Source organism: Brenneria sp. L3-3C-1, from assembly GCF_016456245.1.
Lineage (GTDB): Bacteria > Pseudomonadota > Gammaproteobacteria > Enterobacterales > Enterobacteriaceae > Brenneria.
On sequence record NZ_JAEMHF010000005.1, the window covers coordinates 129,598 to 151,537 of the forward strand.

The following is a 21,940-nucleotide window of genomic DNA, read 5'->3' on the forward strand; positions in this document are numbered from 1 at the left end:
ATGGTTATCATTTCGTTTCCGGTTTATTCGGATGCCTAGCGGAATCTGCCTTATGCCGACCAAAAATATCGTCAGCACCGTTGAGCCGCCGGCGTTTTCCGGCGGCGACCGGGCGCTGGCCGCTGAGTTAAGCGACTTGCTGCGGCAGCATCGACCTCATTGCCTCGATAGCGTTAAATTCGGCGAACCTCCCCCGGCGGGCAGTATGCCCCTTGCCGAGTGGTCTCAGCCCGCGGTATTTAATCCGTTGGTTCAGCGCTATGGCGATGATCTGTATCGGGACTATCCGGATAGCCAGCGCGAGGGAAAACCGCTGCAATCGCTATGGGCGCAGTGGTACTTCGGGCTGCTGGTGCCGCCCTTGATGTTGGTATTGCTCAAACACGCTGCCGTACTGGATTGTTCGCCGAATCAGATACATGTCGGTTTTCATCACAAAGGACACCCGGCGACGTTTTATATTGCGACGCGGGCGCTGCCGTCCGCATCGGCCGGCGACTCGCCGCGAGCGCGGCTGGAGAGGCTGCTGCATCAACATATTGCCCCGGTGATTAATACGCTGGACAGCTTCGGTGAGCTGAATGCCAGACTCGCCTGGAACAATACCGGCTATCTGATGTACTGGTTTCTGGGCGAAATGAAGGCGCTGATGCCGCAAGATGAACTTACCCGCCTGAGCAACGATCTGTTCTTTTCCCGTTCACTACTGGATGGCGGCGAAAATCCCCTCTATCGCACGGTTATTCCCCGTAGCGGCATCATTCAACGCCGCAGCTGTTGCCAGCGCTACCGTATTCCAGGCGTCATGCGTTGTCAGGACTGTACGCTGAATAAGGTTTAATACCTTCCGCGGCGTGGATGGTTTACTCTTTCAGTGGTGCGGGCCGCACTGAAAACAGGCGGTAAAACGGCAAACCGACAGGGAAATTAACATGCTGATAAGATCCGTCAGGCGGATAATCAAACGTATTGCCATTATTTTGGGCGTGGTGGCGGTGACGCTGCTGGCTATCCGTATTTATGACACGCAACGTGGGCCGGCGCTGGCGCCGTGGCATACGTTTGCGCCGGATGAACTGTCGGCGGAGGAGCTTGACCGGGCTGACTGGGCAGCTTACCTGCGCACCGAAGAGACGCTTTTCCAGCAAATCAATCAGCATGTGACTCAGGAACTGGATGACGATGAACAACGGCCGATTAACCGTTATTTTTCCGGCAGCCCGGTTTATCCGGGCAGGTTTCAGCATGACTGGAACCGTTCTTATGAATTGATGCCGGACGGCGCGCCAAAAGGCGCGGTGGTGCTGTTGCATGGGCTGACGGATTCTCCTTATAGCCTGCGGCATATTGCCGAGCGCTATCGCCAGCGCGGATTTGTGGTCGTCGGCATTCGTCTGCCGGCGCACGGTACGGTGCCCGGCGCTCTGACGGACGTCCGCTGGCAGGACTGGCTGGCGGCAACCCGTCTGGCGGTGCGCGAAGCGAACCGGCATCTTACGTATACGTCAGCGGGCGCATTACCGCTGCATCTTGTGGGGTTCTCCAACGGTGGGGCGCTGGCGTTGAAATATGCGTTGGATACGCTGGACGATCCAACGCTGTCCCGCCCCGACCAACTGATACTGATTTCGCCGATGATTGGCGTCACCCGTTACGCCCGCTTTGCCGGGCTGGCGGGGTTGCCCGCGGTCTTCCCGGCGTTTGCCAAGTCGGCGTGGCTAAGCATTTTGCCGGAGTTTAACCCTTTCAAATATAACTCGTTTCCGGTTAACGGCGCCCGGCAGTCCTGGCTGTTGACCCATGAGTTGCAGCGTCAGCTAACCCGTAAAGCGCAAAACCATATGCTGGAACACTTGCCTCCGGTGCTGACGTTTCAGTCGGTGATGGATTTTACCGTCAGCACCCGGGCGGTGATTTCATCGTTTTACAATCTCTTACCCGCCAACGGCAGCCAACTGGTGCTGTTTGACGTGAACCGCACGATCAATTTTGGCCCGTTGCTGCGAGATTCGGCAAATGGCGCGCTCAGTCAGTTGCTGCCGGCGCCGCCGCGCCATTATGACACTACGGTGATCACCAATGCCGCGCCGGACAGCGCCCATGCCATTGCGCTTGATGTCAAAGCCGGGACGGGACAGGAGCAATCCCGTGAGTTGGGCATTGACTACCCGCAGGATGTTTACTCTCTCTCGCACGTCGCTTTGCCTTTCCCGGATACGGATTCTCTGTATGGTCGTTTTTCGCAGAATCCCAGCGAGTTTGGCCTGCCGCTGGGCATGATCGCGGCGCGGGGGGAACGTTCGGTGCTGGTGGTGGATCTGGATACGCTGCTGCGTTTATCGTCCAACCCGTTTTTTCCTTATCTGATGCAGCGTATCGACGGGAAAATGCCGCAGTAGCGGCGTTTCGATTGAAATAATCTAATTTTGGTGAAATTTTCGCATTAATTTTAGTAATGGGTATGGTTTTTTTTAACTGTCTAAAGTGACGGATGGTTCTATTTTTCATATCAATAATTTTATTTTTTATCCGGTTTTTATTGTGTTTGTATTGATTATTTCCAATTTATTGGTTTATTAATCTGTTTTTTATCGCGCCATAACCCAGGTGTTGAGGTGTTTCCCATATAGTTTAACTTATGACTGAAGGGATAGTTTCAACCGTGCTTCGGTGGTAAGTTCACCAGTAAGAAATCGTTTGCGTGGTGGTTATCGCCGGAACGCAATGCTCCGAATCGAGGGAAAAAATGGCAAAGCACACCCCGTTGTATCAGCAGCACCTGACAGACGGTGCCAAGATGGTTGATTTCCACGGCTGGATGATGCCGCTGCATTATGGCTCCCAGCTTGATGAGCATCACATTGTTCGTCGTGATGCCGGCATGTTCGATGTGTCTCATATGACGATTGTGGATTTACACGGCGCCCGAACCCGCGAATTTCTGCGCTATCTGCTGGCGAACGATGTGGCAAAGCTCACTCAGCCAGGCAAAGCGCTCTATAGCGGTATGCTGAATGCCTCCGGCGGCGTTATCGACGATCTGATCGTGTATTTCATGGCGGAGGATTATTTCCGGCTGGTGGTCAACTCGGCAACCCGCGACAACGATCTGGCCTGGATCGTCCGGCACGCCGAGCCTTTCACCATCGACATCCGCGAGCGTGACGATCTGGCGTTAATTGCCGTTCAGGGGCCGAACGCGCAGCAAAAGGTACGCTCTTTGCTGAAAGAACATCAGCGGCTAAGTGAGGCGCAGATTGAACAGATTGCCGCTATGAAGCCATTTTTCGGCGTGCAGGCCAATGACCTTTTTATTGCCACGACTGGCTATACTGGCGAAGCGGGCTATGAAATCGCACTGCCGCAGGAACAGGCGGTGAGCTTCTGGCAACAGCTTTTGTCCGTGGGCGTCAAGCCCTGTGGATTAGGCGCGCGCGACACGCTGCGGCTGGAAGCCGGGATGAATCTTTACGGCCAGGATATGAGTGAAGGCATTTCGCCGCTGGCCGCCAATATGGGCTGGACCATCGCCTGGCAGCCGAAGGATCGCCAGTTCATCGGCCGCGAAGCGCTGGAACGTCAGCGTGAAAAGGGGACTGAGCAACTGGTCGGGCTGGTGATGACGGAAAAAGGGGTATTGCGCAATGATTTGCCGGTACGCTTTACTGATAACGAGGGTGTGATGCGGGAAGGTGTCATTACCAGCGGATCGTTTTCGCCTACGCTTGGCCTGAGCATTGCGCTGGCGCGCGTTCCGGCGGGTATCGGTGAACAGGCGATCGTCCAGATCCGCAACCGTGAACTCCCCGTGCATGTCACCAAACCCGGTTTTGTTCGTGCCGGAAAACCTATTGTTCAGTATTAATGACCCATTCGGTTTTAACCGTATTGTGAAAGGAGAAGGTGGCAATGAGCGATGTCCCAGCAGAGTTAAAATATACCGCTTCGCATGAGTGGGTGCTATTTGAAGGCGACGGGATTTATAGCGTGGGTATTACCGAACACGCGCAGGAATTATTGGGCGACATGGTGTTTATCGATTTGCCGGAGGTGGGCACTATCGTCTCCGCCGGCGATGACTGCGCCGTGGCCGAGTCGGTCAAGGCGGCTTCCGATATTTATGCGCCGATCAGCGGCGAAATTATCGAAGTCAATGAAGAGTTGGAAAACGCCCCTGAACTGGTTAACAGCGCGCCCTATACCGATGGCTGGCTGTTCCGTATCCGTTCGTCCGACGAATCCGACTTGAATGAGCTGCTTGATGCCGAGGGATATCAGGCCACGCTGGAAGAAGACGAATAATGACCGCGCCCTGGACTCTGCTGAGCCGGGGCGTTTTATTTTGTTCCTCGCTCTGTGTCGGACAGTCACTGCGTTATGCAGCCTGTGCTATGCGGAGAATGTCTGATGCAGGAAATTTTCGTAATGACCCAGACTCTCAGTCAACTTGAACATAACGGCGCTTTCGTTGAACGTCATATCGGCCCCTCCGCCGGCCAGCAGCGGCACATGCTGTCGGTGGTCGGCGCGGATTCTCTCGATGCGTTGATCCAGCAGATTGTGCCGGCTGATATTCAGTTACCCGGCCCGCCGGCGGTTGGTGAAGCGACGACGGAACATCAGGCGTTGGCTGAGTTGAAAGCCATTGCCAGCCATAATCAGCGCTACAAAAGCTACATCGGCATGGGCTATAGCGCGGTGCTGACGCCGCCGGTGATTTTACGCAACGTGCTGGAAAATCCGGGTTGGTACACGGCCTATACGCCGTATCAGCCGGAAGTTTCTCAGGGACGTCTGGAAGCATTACTCAATTTTCAGCAGGTGACGCAGGACTTAACCGGTTTGGAACTGGCCTCCGCCTCGTTGCTGGATGAAGCAACCGCCGCCGCCGAAGCGATGGCGATGGCGAAACGCATCAGCAAGCTGAAACAGGCCGATCGTTTTCTGGTCGCGGAGGATGTTCACCCGCAAACGCTGGATGTGGTGCGCACCCGGGCGCAGACGTTCGGTTTTGAGGTGGTGGTCGGCAACGCGCAAGCCGCGCTGACGGACGACAGCATATTCGGCGTGCTGTTGCAACAGACCGGAACGACCGGTGAGCTGCATGACTACGGCGCGCTGATGGCCGAATTGAAACAACGTAAGGTCATAAGCTGTGTGGCCGCCGATATCATGGCGCTGGTGCTGTTGACCGCGCCGGGCAAACAGGGCGCGGATATCGTCTTCGGCTCCGCGCAGCGCTTTGGGGTGCCGATGGGCTACGGCGGGCCGCATGCGGCGTTCTTCGCCTGTCGCGACGAACACAAACGCGCCATGCCGGGGCGGATTATCGGCGTGTCGCGCGATGCGGCGGGCAATACCGCGCTGCGTATGGCGATGCAAACCCGCGAGCAGCATATCCGCCGTGAAAAGGCCAACTCCAATATCTGTACCTCACAGGTGCTATTGGCCAATATCGCCAGCCTGTATGCGGTGTTCCACGGCCCGGAAGGGTTGAAACGCATTGCCGGGCGTATCCACCGTTTGACGGATATTCTGGCGCTCGGCTTACGTCAGGGCGGGTTGACGTTGCGCCATCAGGCGTGGTTTGACACGTTAACCGTCGAGGTGGAAGACAAGGCCGCGGTGCTGAGCCGGGCATTGAGCTTTGGCATCAACCTTCGCGGCGATCTTGACGGCGCGGTCGGGGTGACGCTGGATGAGGCCACCACTCGGGAAGACGTACTGACCTTGTTTACGGTACTGCTGGGCTATGCCAACGGTCTGGATATCGATACGCTGGATGCGGCGGTCAACCAGCAGGCCGCGTCCATTCCCGCCGCGTTGCAACGTGATGACGCCATTCTTTCCCATCCGGTGTTCAACCGCTATCACAGCGAAACCGAGATGATGCGCTATCTGCATCGTCTGGAGCGCAAGGATCTGGCGCTCAATCAGGCGATGATCCCGCTGGGCTCCTGCACCATGAAGCTCAACGCCGCCGCTGAAATGTTGCCGATTACCTGGCCGGAATTTGCCGAACTGCATCCGTTCTGCCCGCCTGAGCAGGCGCTTGGCTATCGGCAGATGATCGAGCAGCTTGCCGGCTGGCTGGTACAACTGACCGGTTATGATGCGGTGTGCATGCAGCCGAACTCCGGCGCCCAGGGCGAGTACGCCGGACTGCTGGCGATCCGCCGCTATCATGCAAGCCGTAACGAAGCCCGCGATATCTGCCTGATCCCCAGTTCCGCGCACGGCACCAACCCGGCGTCGGCGCAGATGGCGGGAATGAGCGTGGTGGTGGTGGCCTGCGACAAGCATGGCAATATCGATCTGCACGATCTGCGGGAAAAAGCGCAGTCGGCGGGAGAACGCCTGGCCTGCATCATGGTGACTTATCCGTCAACTCACGGGGTATATGAAGAAACCATCCGTGAAGTGTGCCAGATCGTGCATCAGTTCGGCGGCCAGGTGTATCTGGACGGCGCCAACATGAACGCGCAGGTCGGGATCACCACGCCGGGGTATATCGGCGCGGATGTTTCCCATCTCAATTTGCATAAAACCTTCTGTATTCCGCACGGCGGCGGCGGCCCGGGCATGGGGCCGATTGGCGTGAAAGCGCATCTGGCGCCGTTTGTCCCGGGACACAAGGTGGTGAAAATCGACGAGATGTTGACGGAGCAGGGGGCGGTGTCCGCCGCGCCGTTCGGCAGCGCCTCCATTTTGCCGATTAGCTGGATGTATATCCGCATGATGGGCGCGGAGGGGCTGAAGCAGGCAAGCCAGATGGCGATCCTGAATGCCAACTATATTGCCGCACGGCTGCAATCGGCTTATCCGGTGCTGTATACCGGGCGGGGCGGTCGCGTCGCGCATGAATGTATTCTGGATATTCGCCCGCTGAAAGAGCGCAGCGGCATCAGCGAAATGGATATCGCCAAGCGTTTGATTGACTACGGTTTCCATGCCCCTACGATGTCGTTCCCGGTGGCCGGCACCTTGATGGTGGAACCGACTGAATCAGAAAGTCAGGCGGAGCTGGATCGGTTTATTGACGCCATGCTGTCGATTCGGGCCGAAATCGATCGCGTGGCGAGCGGCGAATGGCCGCTGGCGGACAATCCGCTGGTCAATGCTCCCCATACGCAGGCGGAACTGGTCGGCGAGTGGTCGCATCCCTACAGCCGTGAGCTGGCGGTGTTTCCGGCGGGCAGCGAAAATAAATTCTGGCCGACGGTAAAACGCCTCGATGATGTCTACGGCGACCGCAATCTGTTCTGTTCCTGCGTACCGCTGGCGGATTATCAGTAATCCTTTTCCCTGAGCATCGGCCCGTCGGTTATCCGGCGGGCCGATCGCCATACTGGCCGTATTAACATTATTCAAACTTTCTGCAAGTCTGGGCCTCTGTAGCTCTGAACCGTTGTCATACGCCATGATTGGAAAGATTGATGGAACCGTATAAGGGTTTTAGACCACTTAACTCATGGTCTGGGTCTGATCGCTGAGCTTTATCCTGAAAACGCCATGATGTGATTGGTCCGCGGATTTTTCATCGCATCCTGAATATGACGCGAGCGTCAGCGCCTGCCTCGTCGCTGATAGGTCGTATGAATGATCGCGTTTATCTTTCGCATTAATAAACAGGGAGCGTATAGCGTGAATGGAATAAGGAATCGACAAGCGCCTGACTTTTCCACCTACGTCCAGAGAGTGGGTAAAGCGCCGGAGAAAAAAGAGATTGGGATAAGAACATTGGACGAAGCGCGAACGTATGTTGCCGCACAGCGGTTTACGGATAAAACCCGTGCGCAAAAATATCTGGAAAAATTAGACGTAGCGAGCGATCTAAAAATAGAGAAACAGGCTCTCAGCCTTTTGAAATCGGCAATCCAGAATGAAATTAAAACGCTACCTGAGAGATCGGAGAAGGCCGAGGCCCTGGTTAAACAACGACTTACCATTAAGCCGAATAATCGTCTTTCTCCCGAACGGTTTGCCGTAACGCAGAACGACATGCAGGGGAAGGGTAAGCGCGCGCCGATTCTGCCGATGACGCTCGGTACTTTCGCTGTAATACGCGGCTTATGTTCATCACAGCCCCGGGTCGATGAACATAATAGCTATTCTTTTGGGGGGAGCGCGGCTTGGTCATCTTACCGAGCGGCGGCTTTTGACCAGAGCGAAGCGCTGGATCGTGTAGAAGATGGGCATCCCGGCGCTTGCGTTATCTATAGCGCGCAGTGGTTAAAACAGATTGCCGCTCATCCCTCAAATGATGCGTCTTCACGGATGGATTTTCTTGATAACGCCACCCCTGATGTGATTGCGCAGCAACAGGATTATGCGGATAGAGTCCATGCCGCCAATCAAAGTTCCTACGCCGTTGAGGATCCGTTTTTTCAAACGATTAGAGCCATAGGCATCAATCCCGGCTCTGGCGATAACCGTGTAATTGATATAACAGAAGATGAAGAAAGCGCAATGAGCGAGCTTGCCGAAGCGCTGAGTCGCCAAGGCAGTTCAAATTTTATTTGGTTGGATCGGCCAGACGACTGTTCCGCCAGCAAACATGTGGTCGCTACGCATGCGCATGGTAATAGGATCGCATTGTTTGATCCTAATATCGGCGAATTCAGGGTCAGAAGATCTGAAATACCCACCGTGATGCGGGCTATTATTGGCGATAACTCGATGAATTTTCCTATTCCCGACGTTACGGTGGTTCCCGTTCACCCCTAGATTACTGCCGTTCGGCCATTTCTCCAGCGCGTCCGACAAGATTGCGTGAGCGCTGGGGACGGATAACGGATACGGCCGAAGTCAGTACGGATGTGTTAGCAGCCTAGGTACTAAAGCAGCCAGCCTTTGTCCTGCGCGGCTTCCAGATGTTGTTTCAGATGTTGCCACAGCTCGGGATGAACGCCGGCGATAAACTCGGTGCGGCCTAATACCTGATCCAGCCGAATGCCGTTTTCCACCCAGCTTTGACCCTGATTGTGTAAATTCATCAGCACCGGCATGATGCGGTCGATCATCAGAGCAAAGCGGGCATTGGCGGTTTCGCCCGCTTCATATTCCAGCCACAGATCGTGAAATTTCTGCCGTTGCGGTTCGGGTAACAAACCGAAAATACGCGCCGCGGCGGCCACTTCTTGGACGTGCACCGCCAGTCGGGCGGAGAGATCGTAAACCATCACGTCGCCGGCATCGATCTCGACGATATCGTGAACCAGCGCCATTTGAATCACGCGATTAATATCGACCTCTTTTCCGGCATAGGGCGCCAGGCTCATGGCGGCGACGGCAAAATGCCAGCTATGCTCGGCGGAGTCCTCATGGCGCGGGCTGCCAATAATTTTTGAGCGGCGCTGTACGCTTTTCAACTTGTCGATTTCCATCAGAAAATCGACCACCTCAGTCAATGAACCGAAATCCAGAACAGGTGAAGCAAACGACATCAGAACAACCTCTTGGTAGTGAAAAGCCAGCCATCATCAAAGCCTGATAACCGGTAAAGAAGGATGGCATCGCGAAAACGTGCGTACAGCGTACATCGAAGCCGATAATTGTAGGGGAAGCGATCGGAAATTTATACGCTTGATTACGTTAAAAATTGCGTAGGAGGGTAATAATAATTATTTTAGCTTACACGTGTACACTGAAACTATTCTCAGTTAATCTGCTCAAAGGTTATACCAATGCGTTCGTTAACCGTCGGCTTATTGCGCTTCGATAGCCTGCGCTACTGCTCATTAAGGTAAACATGTCAAAGAATTTGTGGGAATCAGGGTATTCACTGGCGGAGGAAATCGCCAACAGCATCAGTCATGGAATCGGCCTGGTTTTCGGTATTGTCGGTCTGGTTCTGCTGTTGGTGCAGGCGGTGAACAATGGCGCGGATAGCGTCGCCATCACCAGCTATAGCCTGTACGGCGGAAGCATTATTCTGTTGTTTCTGGCTTCAACGTTGTATCACGCGATTCCTTCGCCGCGCGCCAAACCCTGGCTGAAGAAGTTTGATCACTGTGCGATTTACGTGCTGATTGCCGGTACTTATACGCCTTTCCTGCTGGTGGGGCTTGATTCGCCGCTGGCCCGCGGGCTGATGGTGGTGATCTGGAGTATGGCGCTGGCGGGGGTGATCTTTAAACTGGCGTTCGCGCATCGGTTTGAAGTGCTGTCGCTGATTACCTATCTGGCGATGGGCTGGCTGTCGTTAGTGGTGATTTATCAACTGGTTATGACGCTGTCCATCGGCGGCGTGACGCTGCTGGCGATAGGCGGCGTCATTTATACGTTGGGGGTGATTTTTTATGCCAGCCAGCGCATTCCCTACAACCACGCCATCTGGCACGGTTTTGTGCTGGGCGGCAGCGTTTGCCATTTTTTGGCAATTTACCTGTACGTGTAGCGCGGAAATAGCGATGCCTGCGGCAGCAGGCATCCGAGGCTACGTTCAGTCGGTTATTGCGTAAGGCAGGGGTTGGATCGCCAGTTGACTGTCGGCGTCATCCCGCACGCGTAACAGGCTGTCGGCGTCCAGATCGTTGTTCAGCACCGCCTGTACCCATACGCTTTCATCCTGTAAGCGGCAGGCCGCCAGTACGCTGCCGGTGCGCCGCCAGTTTTCTCCCAGTTGTAATTCAAGATCTTCTCCCGCTTCGGGAACCCGGCTTGCCTGGCCGGCCAGCCAGTAAAGCGCGCGTTTATTGGCCCCCCGGTATTTGGCCCGGGCAACCATTTCCTGCCCGGCATAACAGCCTTTACTGAAGCTAATCCCGTTTAATGCCTGTAAATTAGCCGCTTGCGGGATGAACTGCGCACTGTTTGCGCTGTCAATGATCGGCAGACCGGATTCAATATCCAAAGCCAGCCATTGGCGGCTATCATTTAACCCGGTTTTGTCCGCCAGCCGTTCCAGCAGCGCAGCGCTCTGCTCTGCGTTCAGCACCAGCAGGAAACGCTCCGCCGGATGAGAAAAATGCAGCAGGGTGGCGCCTTGATATTGAACCACCGGATGCTCGGCGTCCGGCAGGATATCGAAAATCGGGCCCAGCAGTTCACGGATTTGCGCGCCGGCCGCGCCCAGCAGAATGACATCGTCGTCTGCGGCAATCGTGGTTTTAGAAAAAACGGCGTATTTTTTCAGCTCGTTGAGTTGGGTGTCGCGCAGGTTGCGCCGTTCGATAAAGGCGAAACCTTCCCCACGCTGGAATAAACGCAGATCGCTCCACATTTTCCCTTTGGCGTCACAGTGGGCACAGAGTATATGCTGGTCGGCCGGTAGCGCGGCCACATCGGCGGTGACCTGCCCCTGAAGGTACTTGACGGTGTCGGGGCCGCTTAATGTGACCAATGCCCAGTCGTCAAGCGAGATCAGGGTCGCGGGTAAATGAGCCGAGACAAACGGGGGTTGTGAAGTAAAAGACGGTTGATTAGCCATAGTACAATCCTGCGCGCGATACGATAAGCGAATGGCCTAATGGTAAAAGAGCGGCCGGGGTTTGCAAGGGGTTATTGTGCGGTCAGGTCTGCGATGCGGCGCGCAATGCGACGCTAAAATATGTCAAAGTGTTACTATTTGTTGAATACCTGTTGCTGAAATCAGGTTACACTGATAGTCAGCATCGATAACAAGGTGGTATAAGCATGGAAATCGATAACAAATCACGGATTCATTGGGCATGTCGACGCGGTATGCGAGAGTTGGATATTTCTATCATGCCTTTTTTTGAGCATGACTATGATGCATTAAGCGATGATGACAAGCGAACATTCGTCCGCCTGTTGCAGTGTGACGATCCGGATCTGTTTAACTGGCTGATGAATCACGGTGAACCGCAAGATCAGGATCTGAAACGTATGATCTCCCTTATCCAGACGCGAAACAAAGACCGTGGCCCAGTGGCAATGTGACCTTCGCGTTTCCTGGCGCATGCAGCTTTTCTCGTTGGTTGTGCACGGACTGCTGGTTTTACTGATACTGCTGGCTCCCTGGCCGGACAGCTATACCGTGCTGTGGCTGGGGCTGGTCACGCTGGTGGTGTTCGGTTTTATCCGCAGCCAGCGCAATATCAAATCCCGCCAGGGGGAAATTTCATTACTCGGCGACATGCTCCTGCGTTGGCAGCGGCGGGAATGGCTGATTATCAAACGTCCGTGGATGTTGAAGCATGGCATTTTGCTGTCGCTGAAATCGACGGAGGGTAAAGGGCGGCAGCGCCTGTGGCTGGCGTCGGACAGCATGGACGAAGAAGAGTGGCGGCACCTGCGCCAGTTGCTGTTGCAGCATAAAAAATAACGGCAGTGATTTACCTCGATTAGCGCAGCAGGTATCTTACGCGGCATTGAATAAGAGAGAAGCCGATGACAACGCCCGCTGATAAACATGCCGTGCAAAAAAATGTGCTGCACCCGCGTAACCGCCACCGCGGTCGATATGACTTTCCCGCGCTAAAACAAATCCACCCGGCGCTGATCCCCTTTGTGAAGGTGAATGCCTACGGCGACGAATCGGTTGATTTTTCCGATCCGCAGGCCGTTAAGGTGCTCAATCAGGCGCTATTGCACCATTTCTATCAGATTGAACACTGGATTATTCCCGATGGTTTTCTCTGCCCGCCGGTGCCCGGCCGGGCGGATTACGTTCACCATCTGGCCGATCTGCTGGCGGAAGACAATCAATCCGTGGTGCCGCGTGAGGCGTCGGTGCTGGATGTCGGTTGCGGCGCCAACTGTATTTATCCGCTGATTGGTTATCGGGAATATGGCTGGCGTTTTACCGGCAGCGAAATTAATCCGCAGGCGATGCAGGCCGCCAATGCCACCATTGAGGCGAATCCCGGCCTGAATCGGGCTATTCGGTTACGTCGTCAGAAAAACAGCAAAGCGATTCTTGCCGGCATCATTCATAAGAACGAAATCTTTGACGCAGTGCTGTGTAACCCGCCGTTCCACGCTTCCGCCGCCGATGCGCGGCAAGGATCGCAGCGCAAACTGCATAATCTTGGTCTGGATAAAAACTCGCCGCTCAACTTCGGCGGTCAACAGGATGAGTTGTGGTGCGACGGCGGGGAAACCGCGTTTATCAGTCAGATGATCGGCGAGAGCGCCAGCTTTGCCCGCCAGTGCCTGTGGTTCACCTCGCTGGTATCGCGCAAAGAAAACCTGCCCGACCTTTATCGTGCGCTGGAAAGCGCCGGGGCAGAGAAAGTCAGAACCATCAATATGGCGCAGGGGCAGAAACAGAGCCGCTTCGTGGCCTGGAGTTTTTTTGATACGCCTGCGCGCGCAAGATGGTGGCTACAGAAGCAGAAGCGGTGATGGCGTTTACAGCAGCGGTTCCATTTCCAGCAGAATCTGCTCGCACCATTGCGCGATTCGCTCGTCGCTGAGATCGTACTGATTGACTTCATCCAGCGCCAGCCCGACAAACTGCTTGCCATCGGCGGTCAGCGGTTTCGGGCTGGTGAAGTCATAACCTGCCACCGGCCAATAGCCGATAAACTTCACCCCCAGCGGCAGTAACTGGTCGTGCAACATCCCTAACGCATCAAGAAACCACTCGCCGTACCCTAACTGGTCGCCCATGCCATACAACGCCACGATCTTGCCGCTCAGCCTGAGGGTGGGTAACTGTGGCCAGATAGCCTCCCAATCTTCCTGAAGTTCGCCAAAATCCCAGGTCGGAATGCCGAGGATCAGCATGTCGTACTCTTCCATACGTTGCGGATCGACATCTTTAACGTTATGCAGATCCACCAGATCTTCACCCAGCGTGTCGCGGATTTTTTCTGCTGCCATTTCGGTATAGCAGGTGCTTGAGCCGTAAAACAGACCGATTTTCATAGGCGGTAGGGACGTCGTTCCTGGTCGAAGTAAATGAGGGAGTCAGAAGCGGATATTCTAAAATGATGGGCGGAGGAAAGAAAGACGCAGTGAAGGCCGTCGCCTTCACTGCCGTCAGATCGATTTAGCCAAGCGATTGATGGCGGGTTTCTTTGCTCAATAGCAAGGCGATCAGCGTCAGCGACGCCATGGCCGCCAGATAAATCCCCACATAGAACAGGCCGTAAGTCACCGTCAGCCAGGTGGCGATATAGGGAGCGATGGAGGCGCCGAGAATGGACGACACGTTATAGGAGAACGATGCCCCGGTATAACGCACTTCCGTTGGGAACAACTCCGGCAGCAGCGCGCCCATCGGGCCGAACGTCAACCCCATCATGCCCATGCCGCAGATCAGGAAAGCCATCACCATGGCCTGATTGCCGGAACCCAGCATTGACGGGAAAAGCATGGCGAACACCAGCATCAGGCAGGTAACGGTAATCATGGTTTTACGCCGTCCGAAGATGTCGGCCAGATACCCCGACAAAGGGATGATGACGGCGAAGGCGATGACGGCGATCATCAGCATCCACAGGAAGGTGTTGCGCGAGAACCCCAGCCCTCTTGGCGACGGCGTGGTGCCGTAGGTCATGGAGTAAACGGTCATGATGTAGAACAGCGTGTAGGTCGCCAGCATGATGAAAGTGCCAAGAATGGTGGCTTTCATATGTTTACTGAACAGCGTTCCAATGGGGATCCGCACTTGCTTGCCCGCTTTGGCGACTTTGGCGAAGACCGGCGTTTCGTGCAGGGAGACGCGCACGTACAGACCGATTAACACCAGCACGGCGGAGAAAATGAACGGCACGCGCCAGCCCCACTGCATGAATTGCTCGTCGGTCAATAGCCAGGAGAGCAGCAGGAAGGTGCCGTTGGCGAAGAAGAAGCCGATCGGGGCGCCAAGCTGAGGGAATGAACCGTACAATGCCCGCTTGTGGGCCGGCGCGTTTTCGGTCGCCAGCAGCGCCGCGCCGCCCCATTCGCCTCCCAGACCCAGGCCCTGCCCGAAACGCGCCAGCGCCAGCAGGATGGGAGCAAGGATGCCAATGGTTTCATAGCTGGGCAACAGACCGATCAGTACGGTTGAAATACCCATGGTCAGCAACGACGCCACCAGCGTAACCTTACGGCCCGCGCGGTCGCCGAAATGACCGAATAGCGCTGAGCCAATCGGCCGGGCGATAAAGGCAATCGCAAACGTCGCCAGAGACTGTAGCGTGGCCGCCGCCGGATCGCCCTGCGGAAAAAAGATATGGGGAAACACCAGCACGGCGGCGGTGGCGTAGATATAGAAATCAAAAAATTCAATAGCTGTACCCACCAGAGAGGCGATAACAACTTTACTTCTGGAGTTTACCGGCGAAGCGTCGGCCTCTGCGTCGATAGTGGGGGTGATGGTGGCTTGCATGGTGATTCATCTTTTTTAACAACACGAACGCTTATTCTATGCATGGAAAAAAGTGCTTTTCAACGGGGATTTCGCAGGGGTATCGTCCGGAGAAAAGCCGCGTCTGGAGCCTATTCCGACATATACGGCATGTGTAAGATATAATCTCAGCACATGATGTTTTTACCGGAGAATGTTATGACGATGTGAGATATCACGGGATATGTGAGATCCGACAATCTTTGCGATTATCTCTTTCGTGTTCGAGTCGAAAGTCTGTTGGCCGCCTTTATATCACGATGATTAGCCCCTTAACGGATTGCTCAGGCATAATGGAGGCCGATGAGTTAGAGAGGATACTGCGATGCACGCGCAGGATCAGACATTTATTGAACAATTTCTTGATGCGCTGTGGCTGGAGCGCAATCTGGCGGAAAATACGCTGGCCTCTTACCGTTTGGATCTCCGGTCGCTGGCTGAGTGGCTGGCGCACCACGATAACGATTTGCTGCGGGCGCAGGCGATTGATCTGCAATCGTTTCTGGCTGAACGCATCGAAGGCGGGTATAAAGCGACCAGCTCGGCGCGTTTACTGAGCGCCATGCGTCGGCTGTTCCAGTACCTTTACCGGGAAAAAATCCGCAGCGACGATCCCAGCGCCGTATTGTCATCCCCGAAGCTGCCGCAGCGGTTGCCGAAAGATTTGAGCGAGGCCCAGGTCGAAGCGCTGCTCAGCGCCCCCAGCGTTGATCAACCGCTGGAATTGCGCGATAAGGCCATGCTTGAGGTATTGTATGCCACCGGGCTGCGAGTCTCGGAACTGGTGGGGCTGACCATCGGCGATGTCAGCCTGCGTCAGGGCGTGGTGCGGGTCATCGGCAAGGGGAATAAAGAACGGCTGGTGCCGTTGGGTGAAGAGGCGGTGTACTGGATTGAACAGTATCTGGAATATGGACGGCCGTGGTTGCTCAACGGGCGGACGCTGGATGTGATGTTTCCCAGTAACCGCGCGCGGCAGATGACGCGTCAGACGTTCTGGCATCGTATCAAGCACTATGCGATTCTGGCCTCCATCGATAGCGCAAAACTTTCGCCGCATGTGCTGCGTCATGCGTTTGCCACCCATTTGCTGAACCACGGCGCGGACTTACGGGTGGTACAGATGTTGCTGGGGCACAGCGATCTTTCAACGACGCAGATTTATACCCATGTTGCGACGGAGCGTCTGAAACAGCTCCATCAGCGGCATCATCCGCGAGCGTGATGGCTGTTGCCGGATTGTTGGTTATCAGCGTATCGCTTCGGCGTAGTTACCGAAACAGGATTGATGAAATGAAAAAAGGGTTACGACTACTTTCTCTATTATTGGCGGCAACGGCTGCCGGGTTTGCTCACGCCGACGATGCGGCGATCAAACAGACCATGACCCGCCTGGGGATGCCGGATGCGCAGATCCAGAGCGCGCCGGTTTCGGGCATGAAAACCGTGCTGACCGACAGCGGCGTGTTTTATATCAGCGAGGATGGCAAGCATCTTATTCAGGGGCCGTTGTACGACGTGAGCGGCAACGCGCCGCTGAACGTGACCAGTCAGATTTTAAAAGCAAAAATGGATGCGTTGCAGGATCAGATGATCGTCTATAAAGCGGCGCAGGAAAAACATGTGATAACCGTATTTACCGACATCACCTGCGGCTACTGTCACAAACTGCATGAGCAGATGAAAGAGTACAACGCGCTGGGCATTACCGTGCGCTATCTGGCTTTCCCGCGTCAAGGGCCAAATTCTCAGGCGGAGAAAGATATGCAGTCCATCTGGTGTGTGGCTAATCGCAACAAGGCGTTCGATGACGCGCTGAAAGGCGAAGAGATTTCCCCGGCGACCTGCAAGACCAATATCGCCGCGCACTATCAGCTCGGCGTTCAGTTTGGCGTGCAGGGTACCCCGGCCATTGTGCTGGAAGACGGTATGATCGTGCCCGGTTATCAAGGGCCGCAAGAGATGTTGGCGATGCTGGATGCGCACAAGGCATCGAAGAAAACCGGTGGTTGAGGCTAAGTGGAAATGATTACCCAACTCCGCCGGCGTCCGCTGGCGGAGGACATTGATTTACCCGACACCGTTCCGCCATTGCTGCGCCGCCTGTATGCGCAGCGCGGCGTTAAGGGCGCGCAGGAACTGGAACGTAGCCTGAGCGGCTTGCACAATTACCGTTTGTTAAGCGGAATTGAGCAAGCGGTCGATCTTCTGCAACGGGCACTGGCGGAGAAACGCCGCATGGTGATCGTCGGCGACTTTGACGCCGACGGCGCCACCAGCACCGCGCTCGCCGTGCTGGCGCTGCGCGGTATGGGCGGCGTGAACGTGAAATATCTGGTGCCGAACCGCTTTGAAGATGGCTACGGGCTAAGCCCGGAGGTCGTCGCGCAGGCAGCCGGGTTGGGCGCAGAGATCATTGTCACCGTGGATAACGGGATTTCCTCCCATGCGGGGGTCGAGGAAGCGCATCGACGCGGCATCGCCGTGCTGGTGACCGACCACCATCTGCCGGGGGAAACGCTGCCTGACGCCGATGCGATGATTAACCCCAACCTTCCCGATTGTCTGTTTCCCTCCAAAGCGCTGGCAGGCGTGGGGGTGACGTTTTATCTGATGATGGCGCTGTTTGTGCGCCTGCGTGAGAGCGGCTGGTTTACGCAACAAGGATTGCCAAAGCCGAATCTCACCGAGCTGCTGGATTTGGTGGCGTTGGGCACGGTGGCCGACGTGGTGCCGCTGGATGCCAATAACCGTATTCTGGTCGCGCAAGGGTTGAACCGCATTCGCGCCGGCGAGTGTCGTCCGGGCATTCGGGCGCTGCTGGAAGTGGCGAACCGCGATGCCGGTCAACTGGTGGCCAGCGATTTGGGGTTTGCGCTTGGGCCGCGTCTGAACGCGGCCGGACGGCTTGACGATATGACGGTAGGGGTGGAGTTGTTACTGAGTGACGACATCACTCAGGCGCGCATGCTGGCCAGCGATCTGGACGCGCTGAATCAGGATCGCCGTGAAATCGAGCAAAGCATGCAGGTGGAAGCGCTGCACCTGTGCGAGTCGCTGGAGCGTACTCGCGCCGCGCTGCCTTACGGACTGGCGATATACCACCCGGAATGGCATCAGGGCGTGGTCGGGATTCTGGCGTCGCGCATTAAAGAGCGTTTTCATCGTCCGGTGATTGCCTTTGCGCCCGCCGGCGATGGCATGCTGAAAGGGTCGGGACGTTCCATTGCCGGTCTGCATCTGCGTGATGCGCTGGAACGGCTGGACACGTTGTATCCCGGCATGATGCAGAAATTCGGCGGACATGCCATGGCGGCGGGGCTTTCGCTGCATGAAGATCGGTTCGAGGATTTCCGGCAGCGTTTCGGCGCACTGGTCGGCGAGTGGCTCGATCCTTCTCAACTCGAAGGCGTCGTCTGGTCTGATGGCGAGTTGGCGCTGCCGGAACTGAATCTGTTATCAACGGCGGAGATGCTGCGTTACGCCGGCCCCTGGGGACAAGCGTTTCCTGAACCGACGTTCGATGGCCGATTCCGTATTCTGCAACCCCGTCTGTTAAAAGCGCGCCATTTGAAAGCGATGTTTGAACCGCTTGACGGCAAAGGGCAGGTGCCTTTGTTGGATGGCATCGCGTTTAATGTTGATACGTCCGTATGGCCGGATCCGAGCATTAAAGAAGTGGAAATGGTATACCGGCTGGATATTAACGAGTTTCGCGGTAAACGCTCGGTACAGTTGCTGATTCAGCATCTGTGGCCGCGCTGAGGCGGTGAACGAAATACGGCGGGCGGAAAGGCGATACCCGTCATCTTTCAAGTTGCAGCCCGTGCGCCTGCAACTCGACATCTATTGGGTATATAAACTGAGCATGTTATCCGTTAGAATGTCCGGTTTATGCCCGTAGGGCCATACCATTCCGTTGTCGACGACTTAACGTAAGAATATAAAAAATCATGTTTGAAATTAATCCGGTAAAAAACCGCATTCAGGATCTGTCGGAACGTACCGCCGTTCTTAGGGGGTATCTTTGACTATGATGCCAAGAAAGAACGCCTCGAAGAAGTAAACGCCGAACTCGAACAGCCTGACGTCTGGAATGAACCCGAACGCGCGCAGGCGCTGGGTAAAGAGCGTTCCTCGCTGGAAGCTATCGTCGATACCATCGATCAGATGACCCAGGGGCTGGAAGATGTGGCCGGCTTGCTTGAGCTGGCGGTGGAAGAAGACGACGAAGACACCTTCAATGAAACCAGCGCCGAGCTGGACGCGCTGGAAAATAAATTAAGCCAGTTGGAATTCCGGCGCATGTTCTCCGGCGAATATGACAGCGCCGACTGCTACCTGGATATTCAGGCGGGCTCCGGCGGCACGGAGGCGCAGGACTGGGCCAGCATGCTGGTGCGGATGTATCTGCGCTGGGCGGAAGCCAAAGGCTTCAAAACCGAAATTATTGAAGAGTCCGATGGTGAAGTGGCCGGCACGAAATCCGCCACCATCAAAATCATCGGCGATTATGCCTTTGGCTGGCTGCGTACTGAAACCGGCGTACATCGTCTGGTGCGTAAAAGCCCATTCGACTCCGGCGGCCGCCGACATACCTCGTTCAGTTCCGCTTTCGTTTATCCCGAAGTGGATGACGACATTGATATCGAAATCAACCCCGCCGATCTGCGCATTGACGTTTACCGCGCTTCCGGCGCGGGCGGTCAGCACGTAAACCGTACGGAATCCGCGGTACGTATTACCCATATCCCCACCAATATCGTGACGCAGTGCCAGAACGACCGTTCCCAGCATAAAAACAAAGATCAGGCGATGAAACAGCTGAAAGCCAAGCTGTACGAGTTTGAAATGCAAAAGAAAAATGCTGAGAAACAGGCAATGGAGGATAACAAGTCCGATATCGGCTGGGGCAGCCAGATCCGTTCCTATGTACTGGATGATTCGCGCATCAAAGATTTGCGTACCGGAGTAGAGACGCGTAATACCCAGGCGGTGCTGGATGGCGATCTGGATAAATTTATTGAAGCAAGTTTAAAAGCGGGGCTATAAGGAATCACATGTCTGAATCACAATCACAGGGTGCCGATCAGGCGCAGGATCTTAATAACGAACTGAAAGCGCGGCGTGAAAAATTGGCGGCGCTGCGTGAAAACGGCATTGCGTTTCCGAATGATTTCCGCCGTGACAGCACCTCAGACCTGCTGCACGCCGACTATGACGACAAAGAAAACGAAGAGCTGGAAGCGCTGAACCTTGAAGTGACCGTCGCCGGCCGGATGATGACGCGTCGTATCATGGGGAAAGCCTCCTTTGTGACGTTACAGGATGTGGGCGGACGTATTCAACTGTACGTTTCCCGCGACGATCTGGCGGCGGGCGTTTATAACGAACAGTTCAAAAAATGGGATTTGGGCGATATCCTCGGCGCGCGCGGCAAACTGTTTAAAACCAAAACCGGCGAGCTTTCCGTTCACTGTACCGAACTGCGTTTGCTGACCAAAGCCCTGCGCCCGCTGCCGGATAAATTCCACGGTCTGGCCGATCAGGAAACCCGCTACCGTCAGCGTTATCTGGATCTGATCGCCAACGATGAATCGCGCAATACTTTCCGTATTCGTTCAAAAGTGATGGCGGCGATCCGCAGCTTTATGGTCGATAATGGCTTTATGGAAGTGGAAACGCCGATGATGCAGGTGATCCCCGGCGGCGCGGCGGCGCGTCCGTTTATCACCCATCATAACGCGCTGGACATCGATATGTACCTGCGCATTGCGCCGGAACTGTATTTGAAGCGTCTGGTGGTCGGCGGCTTTGAACGCGTGTTCGAAATCAACCGCAACTTCCGTAACGAAGGGGTTTCCCCGCGCCATAACCCTGAGTTCACCATGATGGAACTTTATATGGCGTATGCCGATTATAAAGACCTGATTGTACTGACGGAAAACCTGTTCCGCACGCTGACGCAGCAGGTATTAGGTTCCACGACGGTCGAATACGGCGATCAGAGTTTCGATTTTGGGAAACCATTTGAGAAACTGACCATGCGCGAAGCGATCTGCAAATACCGCCCGCAAACCAACGTTGCCGATCTGGACGATTTTGATAAAGCGTCTGACATTGCCCGGTCTTTAGGCATTAAAATCGAGAAAAGCTGGGGGCTGGGTCGCATCGTTACCGAGATCTTTGAAGAAACCGCGGAAAGCAGCCTGATCCAACCGACGTTTATTACCGAATACCCGGCAGAAGTGTCGCCGCTGGCGCGCCGTAACGATCAGAACCCGGCAATCACCGATCGTTTCGAATTCTTCATCGGCGGACGTGAAATTGGCAACGGTTTCTCCGAGTTGAACGACGCCGAAGATCAGGCCGAACGCTTTGCCCAGCAGGTCAGCGCCAAAGACGCGGGTGATGATGAAGCCATGTTCTACGACGAAGACTACGTGACCGCGCTGGAGCACGGTATGCCGCCGACCGCCGGTCTGGGGATCGGCATCGACCGGATGGTGATGTTGTTTACCAACAGCCACACTATCCGCGACGTGATCCTGTTCCCGGCGATGCGTCCGCAGAAGTAATACTCCCTGCTGACGAATAGGATGTCGCCAAACGGCGCTTAATCGCGCCGTTTGCGTT

At 55.4% G+C, this 21,940-nt stretch carries 19 protein-coding genes; 15 read left to right on the top strand and 4 right to left on the bottom strand.

Annotated features, from left to right (window positions below; translation table 11 throughout):
* Positions 1-52 precede the first annotated feature (52 nt).
* The 6 genes from fhuF to JG725_RS12355 all read left to right on the top strand — a co-directional run bounded on the left by fhuF (position 53) and on the right by JG725_RS12355 (position 8,727).
* Entirely contained in the window at positions 53-841 is a 789-nt protein-coding gene (gene fhuF, locus JG725_RS12330; RefSeq protein ID WP_172290118.1) for a siderophore-iron reductase FhuF, read from the top strand.
* Positions 842-932: 91 nt separating this feature from the next.
* Positions 933-2,399 carry a carboxylesterase gene (locus JG725_RS12335; protein ID WP_199378211.1) on the top strand — a complete coding sequence of 489 codons (1,467 nt, stop codon included), beginning with the start codon at positions 933-935 and terminating at the stop codon, positions 2,397-2,399.
* 347 nt (positions 2,400-2,746) lie between these two features.
* Positions 2,747-3,865, top strand: a complete 1,119-nt coding sequence (gcvT, locus tag JG725_RS12340; protein WP_199378213.1) for a glycine cleavage system aminomethyltransferase GcvT — start codon at positions 2,747-2,749, stop codon at positions 3,863-3,865.
* Positions 3,866-3,909: 44 nt separating this feature from the next.
* Positions 3,910-4,302 carry a glycine cleavage system protein GcvH gene (gene gcvH / locus JG725_RS12345; protein WP_172290115.1) on the top strand — a complete coding sequence of 131 codons (393 nt, stop codon included), beginning with the start codon at positions 3,910-3,912 and terminating at the stop codon, positions 4,300-4,302.
* A 123-nt stretch (positions 4,303-4,425) separates the two neighbouring features.
* Positions 4,426-7,296: an aminomethyl-transferring glycine dehydrogenase gene (gene gcvP / locus JG725_RS12350; RefSeq protein ID WP_199378215.1), complete on the top strand. Its 2,871-nt coding sequence runs from the start codon at positions 4,426-4,428 to the stop codon at positions 7,294-7,296.
* 303 nt (positions 7,297-7,599) lie between these two features.
* A complete protein-coding gene (locus JG725_RS12355) occupies positions 7,600-8,727 on the top strand; it encodes a YopT-type cysteine protease domain-containing protein (RefSeq protein ID WP_199378217.1) in 1,128 nt (375 codons plus the stop codon).
* A gap of 110 nt (positions 8,728-8,837) precedes the next feature.
* Here JG725_RS12355 and JG725_RS12360 read toward each other — a convergent pair whose 3' ends face one another.
* Positions 8,838-9,446 (bottom strand): HD family hydrolase, encoded by a 609-nt coding sequence (locus JG725_RS12360; RefSeq protein ID WP_172290112.1) that lies wholly within the window; start codon positions 9,444-9,446, stop codon positions 8,838-8,840.
* A gap of 305 nt (positions 9,447-9,751) precedes the next feature.
* Between JG725_RS12360 and JG725_RS12365 the strand changes: the two genes are divergently transcribed.
* Complete coding sequence (locus tag JG725_RS12365; RefSeq protein WP_172290111.1) at positions 9,752-10,399, top strand: hemolysin III family protein; 648 nt, start codon at positions 9,752-9,754, stop codon at positions 10,397-10,399.
* Positions 10,400-10,444: 45 nt separating this feature from the next.
* Here the strand turns inward: JG725_RS12365 and ygfZ are convergent, their stop codons facing one another.
* Positions 10,445-11,431 carry a tRNA-modifying protein YgfZ gene (gene ygfZ / locus JG725_RS12370; RefSeq protein ID WP_199378219.1) on the bottom strand — a complete coding sequence of 329 codons (987 nt, stop codon included), beginning with the start codon at positions 11,429-11,431 and terminating at the stop codon, positions 10,445-10,447.
* A 206-nt stretch (positions 11,432-11,637) separates the two neighbouring features.
* Between ygfZ and sdhE the strand changes: the two genes are divergently transcribed.
* The 3 genes from sdhE (at position 11,638) to rlmF (ending at position 13,311) form a co-directional block, all read left to right on the top strand.
* Positions 11,638-11,904: an FAD assembly factor SdhE gene (gene sdhE, locus JG725_RS12375; protein ID WP_172290109.1), complete on the top strand. Its 267-nt coding sequence runs from the start codon at positions 11,638-11,640 to the stop codon at positions 11,902-11,904.
* Positions 11,885-12,289, top strand: a complete 405-nt coding sequence (locus JG725_RS12380; protein WP_199378221.1) for a protein YgfX — start codon at positions 11,885-11,887, stop codon at positions 12,287-12,289. Before sdhE ends, JG725_RS12380 begins: the two co-directional genes overlap by 20 nt.
* A gap of 65 nt (positions 12,290-12,354) precedes the next feature.
* Complete coding sequence (gene rlmF / locus JG725_RS12385) at positions 12,355-13,311, top strand: 23S rRNA (adenine(1618)-N(6))-methyltransferase RlmF (RefSeq protein WP_172290107.1); 957 nt, start codon at positions 12,355-12,357, stop codon at positions 13,309-13,311.
* 6 nt (positions 13,312-13,317) lie between these two features.
* On the opposite strand, the gene fldB is transcribed toward rlmF, so the two are convergent.
* The gene (gene fldB / locus JG725_RS12390) at positions 13,318-13,836 is read right to left on the bottom strand and encodes a flavodoxin FldB (protein WP_172290106.1); all 519 of its coding nucleotides are present in this window, start codon (positions 13,834-13,836) and stop codon (positions 13,318-13,320) included.
* Between the two features lie 124 nt (positions 13,837-13,960).
* A complete protein-coding gene (locus JG725_RS12395) occupies positions 13,961-15,286 on the bottom strand; it encodes an MFS transporter (protein WP_172290105.1) in 1,326 nt (441 codons plus the stop codon).
* Between the two features lie 343 nt (positions 15,287-15,629).
* Here JG725_RS12395 and xerD point away from each other — a divergent pair, with 343 nt between their 5' ends.
* From xerD to lysS, 5 genes are all read left to right on the top strand, one after another.
* Entirely contained in the window at positions 15,630-16,529 is a 900-nt protein-coding gene (gene xerD, locus JG725_RS12400) for a site-specific tyrosine recombinase XerD (RefSeq protein ID WP_172290104.1), read from the top strand.
* 68 nt (positions 16,530-16,597) lie between these two features.
* A complete protein-coding gene (gene dsbC / locus JG725_RS12405; RefSeq protein WP_199378223.1) occupies positions 16,598-17,317 on the top strand; it encodes a bifunctional protein-disulfide isomerase/oxidoreductase DsbC in 720 nt (239 codons plus the stop codon).
* Between the two features lie 6 nt (positions 17,318-17,323).
* Positions 17,324-19,069: a single-stranded-DNA-specific exonuclease RecJ gene (gene recJ / locus JG725_RS12410; protein ID WP_199378224.1), complete on the top strand. Its 1,746-nt coding sequence runs from the start codon at positions 17,324-17,326 to the stop codon at positions 19,067-19,069.
* A gap of 188 nt (positions 19,070-19,257) precedes the next feature.
* Positions 19,258-20,356 (top strand): peptide chain release factor 2 gene (gene prfB / locus JG725_RS12415; protein ID WP_172290101.1). Its coding sequence is split into 2 segments (ribosomal slippage): positions 19,258-19,332 and positions 19,334-20,356, totalling 1,098 coding nucleotides; the frame shifts between segments, so codons are not numbered across the junction.
* Between the two features lie 8 nt (positions 20,357-20,364).
* The gene (gene lysS, locus JG725_RS12420; protein ID WP_172290100.1) at positions 20,365-21,882 is read left to right on the top strand and encodes a lysine--tRNA ligase; all 1,518 of its coding nucleotides are present in this window, start codon (positions 20,365-20,367) and stop codon (positions 21,880-21,882) included.
* Positions 21,883-21,940 lie beyond the last annotated feature (58 nt).

Bases quoted from the DNA above. Each gene is read 5' to 3' on its own strand.
- fhuF (WP_172290118.1), top strand. From the start codon at position 53: ATGCCGACCAAAAATATCGTCAGCACCGTTGAGCCGCCGGCGTTTTCC.
- JG725_RS12335 (WP_199378211.1), top strand. From the start codon at position 933: ATGCTGATAAGATCCGTCAGGCGGATAATCAAACGTATTGCCATTATT.
- gcvT (WP_199378213.1), top strand. From the start codon at position 2,747: ATGGCAAAGCACACCCCGTTGTATCAGCAGCACCTGACAGACGGTGCC.
- gcvH (WP_172290115.1), top strand. From the start codon at position 3,910: ATGAGCGATGTCCCAGCAGAGTTAAAATATACCGCTTCGCATGAGTGG.
- gcvP (WP_199378215.1), top strand. From the start codon at position 4,426: ATGACCCAGACTCTCAGTCAACTTGAACATAACGGCGCTTTCGTTGAA.
- JG725_RS12355 (WP_199378217.1), top strand. From the start codon at position 7,600: ATGATCGCGTTTATCTTTCGCATTAATAAACAGGGAGCGTATAGCGTG.
- JG725_RS12360 (WP_172290112.1), bottom strand. From the start codon at position 9,446: ATGTCGTTTGCTTCACCTGTTCTGGATTTCGGTTCATTGACTGAGGTG.
- JG725_RS12365 (WP_172290111.1), top strand. From the start codon at position 9,752: ATGTCAAAGAATTTGTGGGAATCAGGGTATTCACTGGCGGAGGAAATC.
- ygfZ (WP_199378219.1), bottom strand. From the start codon at position 11,431: ATGGCTAATCAACCGTCTTTTACTTCACAACCCCCGTTTGTCTCGGCT.
- sdhE (WP_172290109.1), top strand. From the start codon at position 11,638: ATGGAAATCGATAACAAATCACGGATTCATTGGGCATGTCGACGCGGT.
- rlmF (WP_172290107.1), top strand. From the start codon at position 12,355: ATGACAACGCCCGCTGATAAACATGCCGTGCAAAAAAATGTGCTGCAC.
- fldB (WP_172290106.1), bottom strand. From the start codon at position 13,836: ATGAAAATCGGTCTGTTTTACGGCTCAAGCACCTGCTATACCGAAATG.
- JG725_RS12395 (WP_172290105.1), bottom strand. From the start codon at position 15,286: ATGCAAGCCACCATCACCCCCACTATCGACGCAGAGGCCGACGCTTCG.
- xerD (WP_172290104.1), top strand. From the start codon at position 15,630: ATGCACGCGCAGGATCAGACATTTATTGAACAATTTCTTGATGCGCTG.
- dsbC (WP_199378223.1), top strand. From the start codon at position 16,598: ATGAAAAAAGGGTTACGACTACTTTCTCTATTATTGGCGGCAACGGCT.
- lysS (WP_172290100.1), top strand. From the start codon at position 20,365: ATGTCTGAATCACAATCACAGGGTGCCGATCAGGCGCAGGATCTTAAT.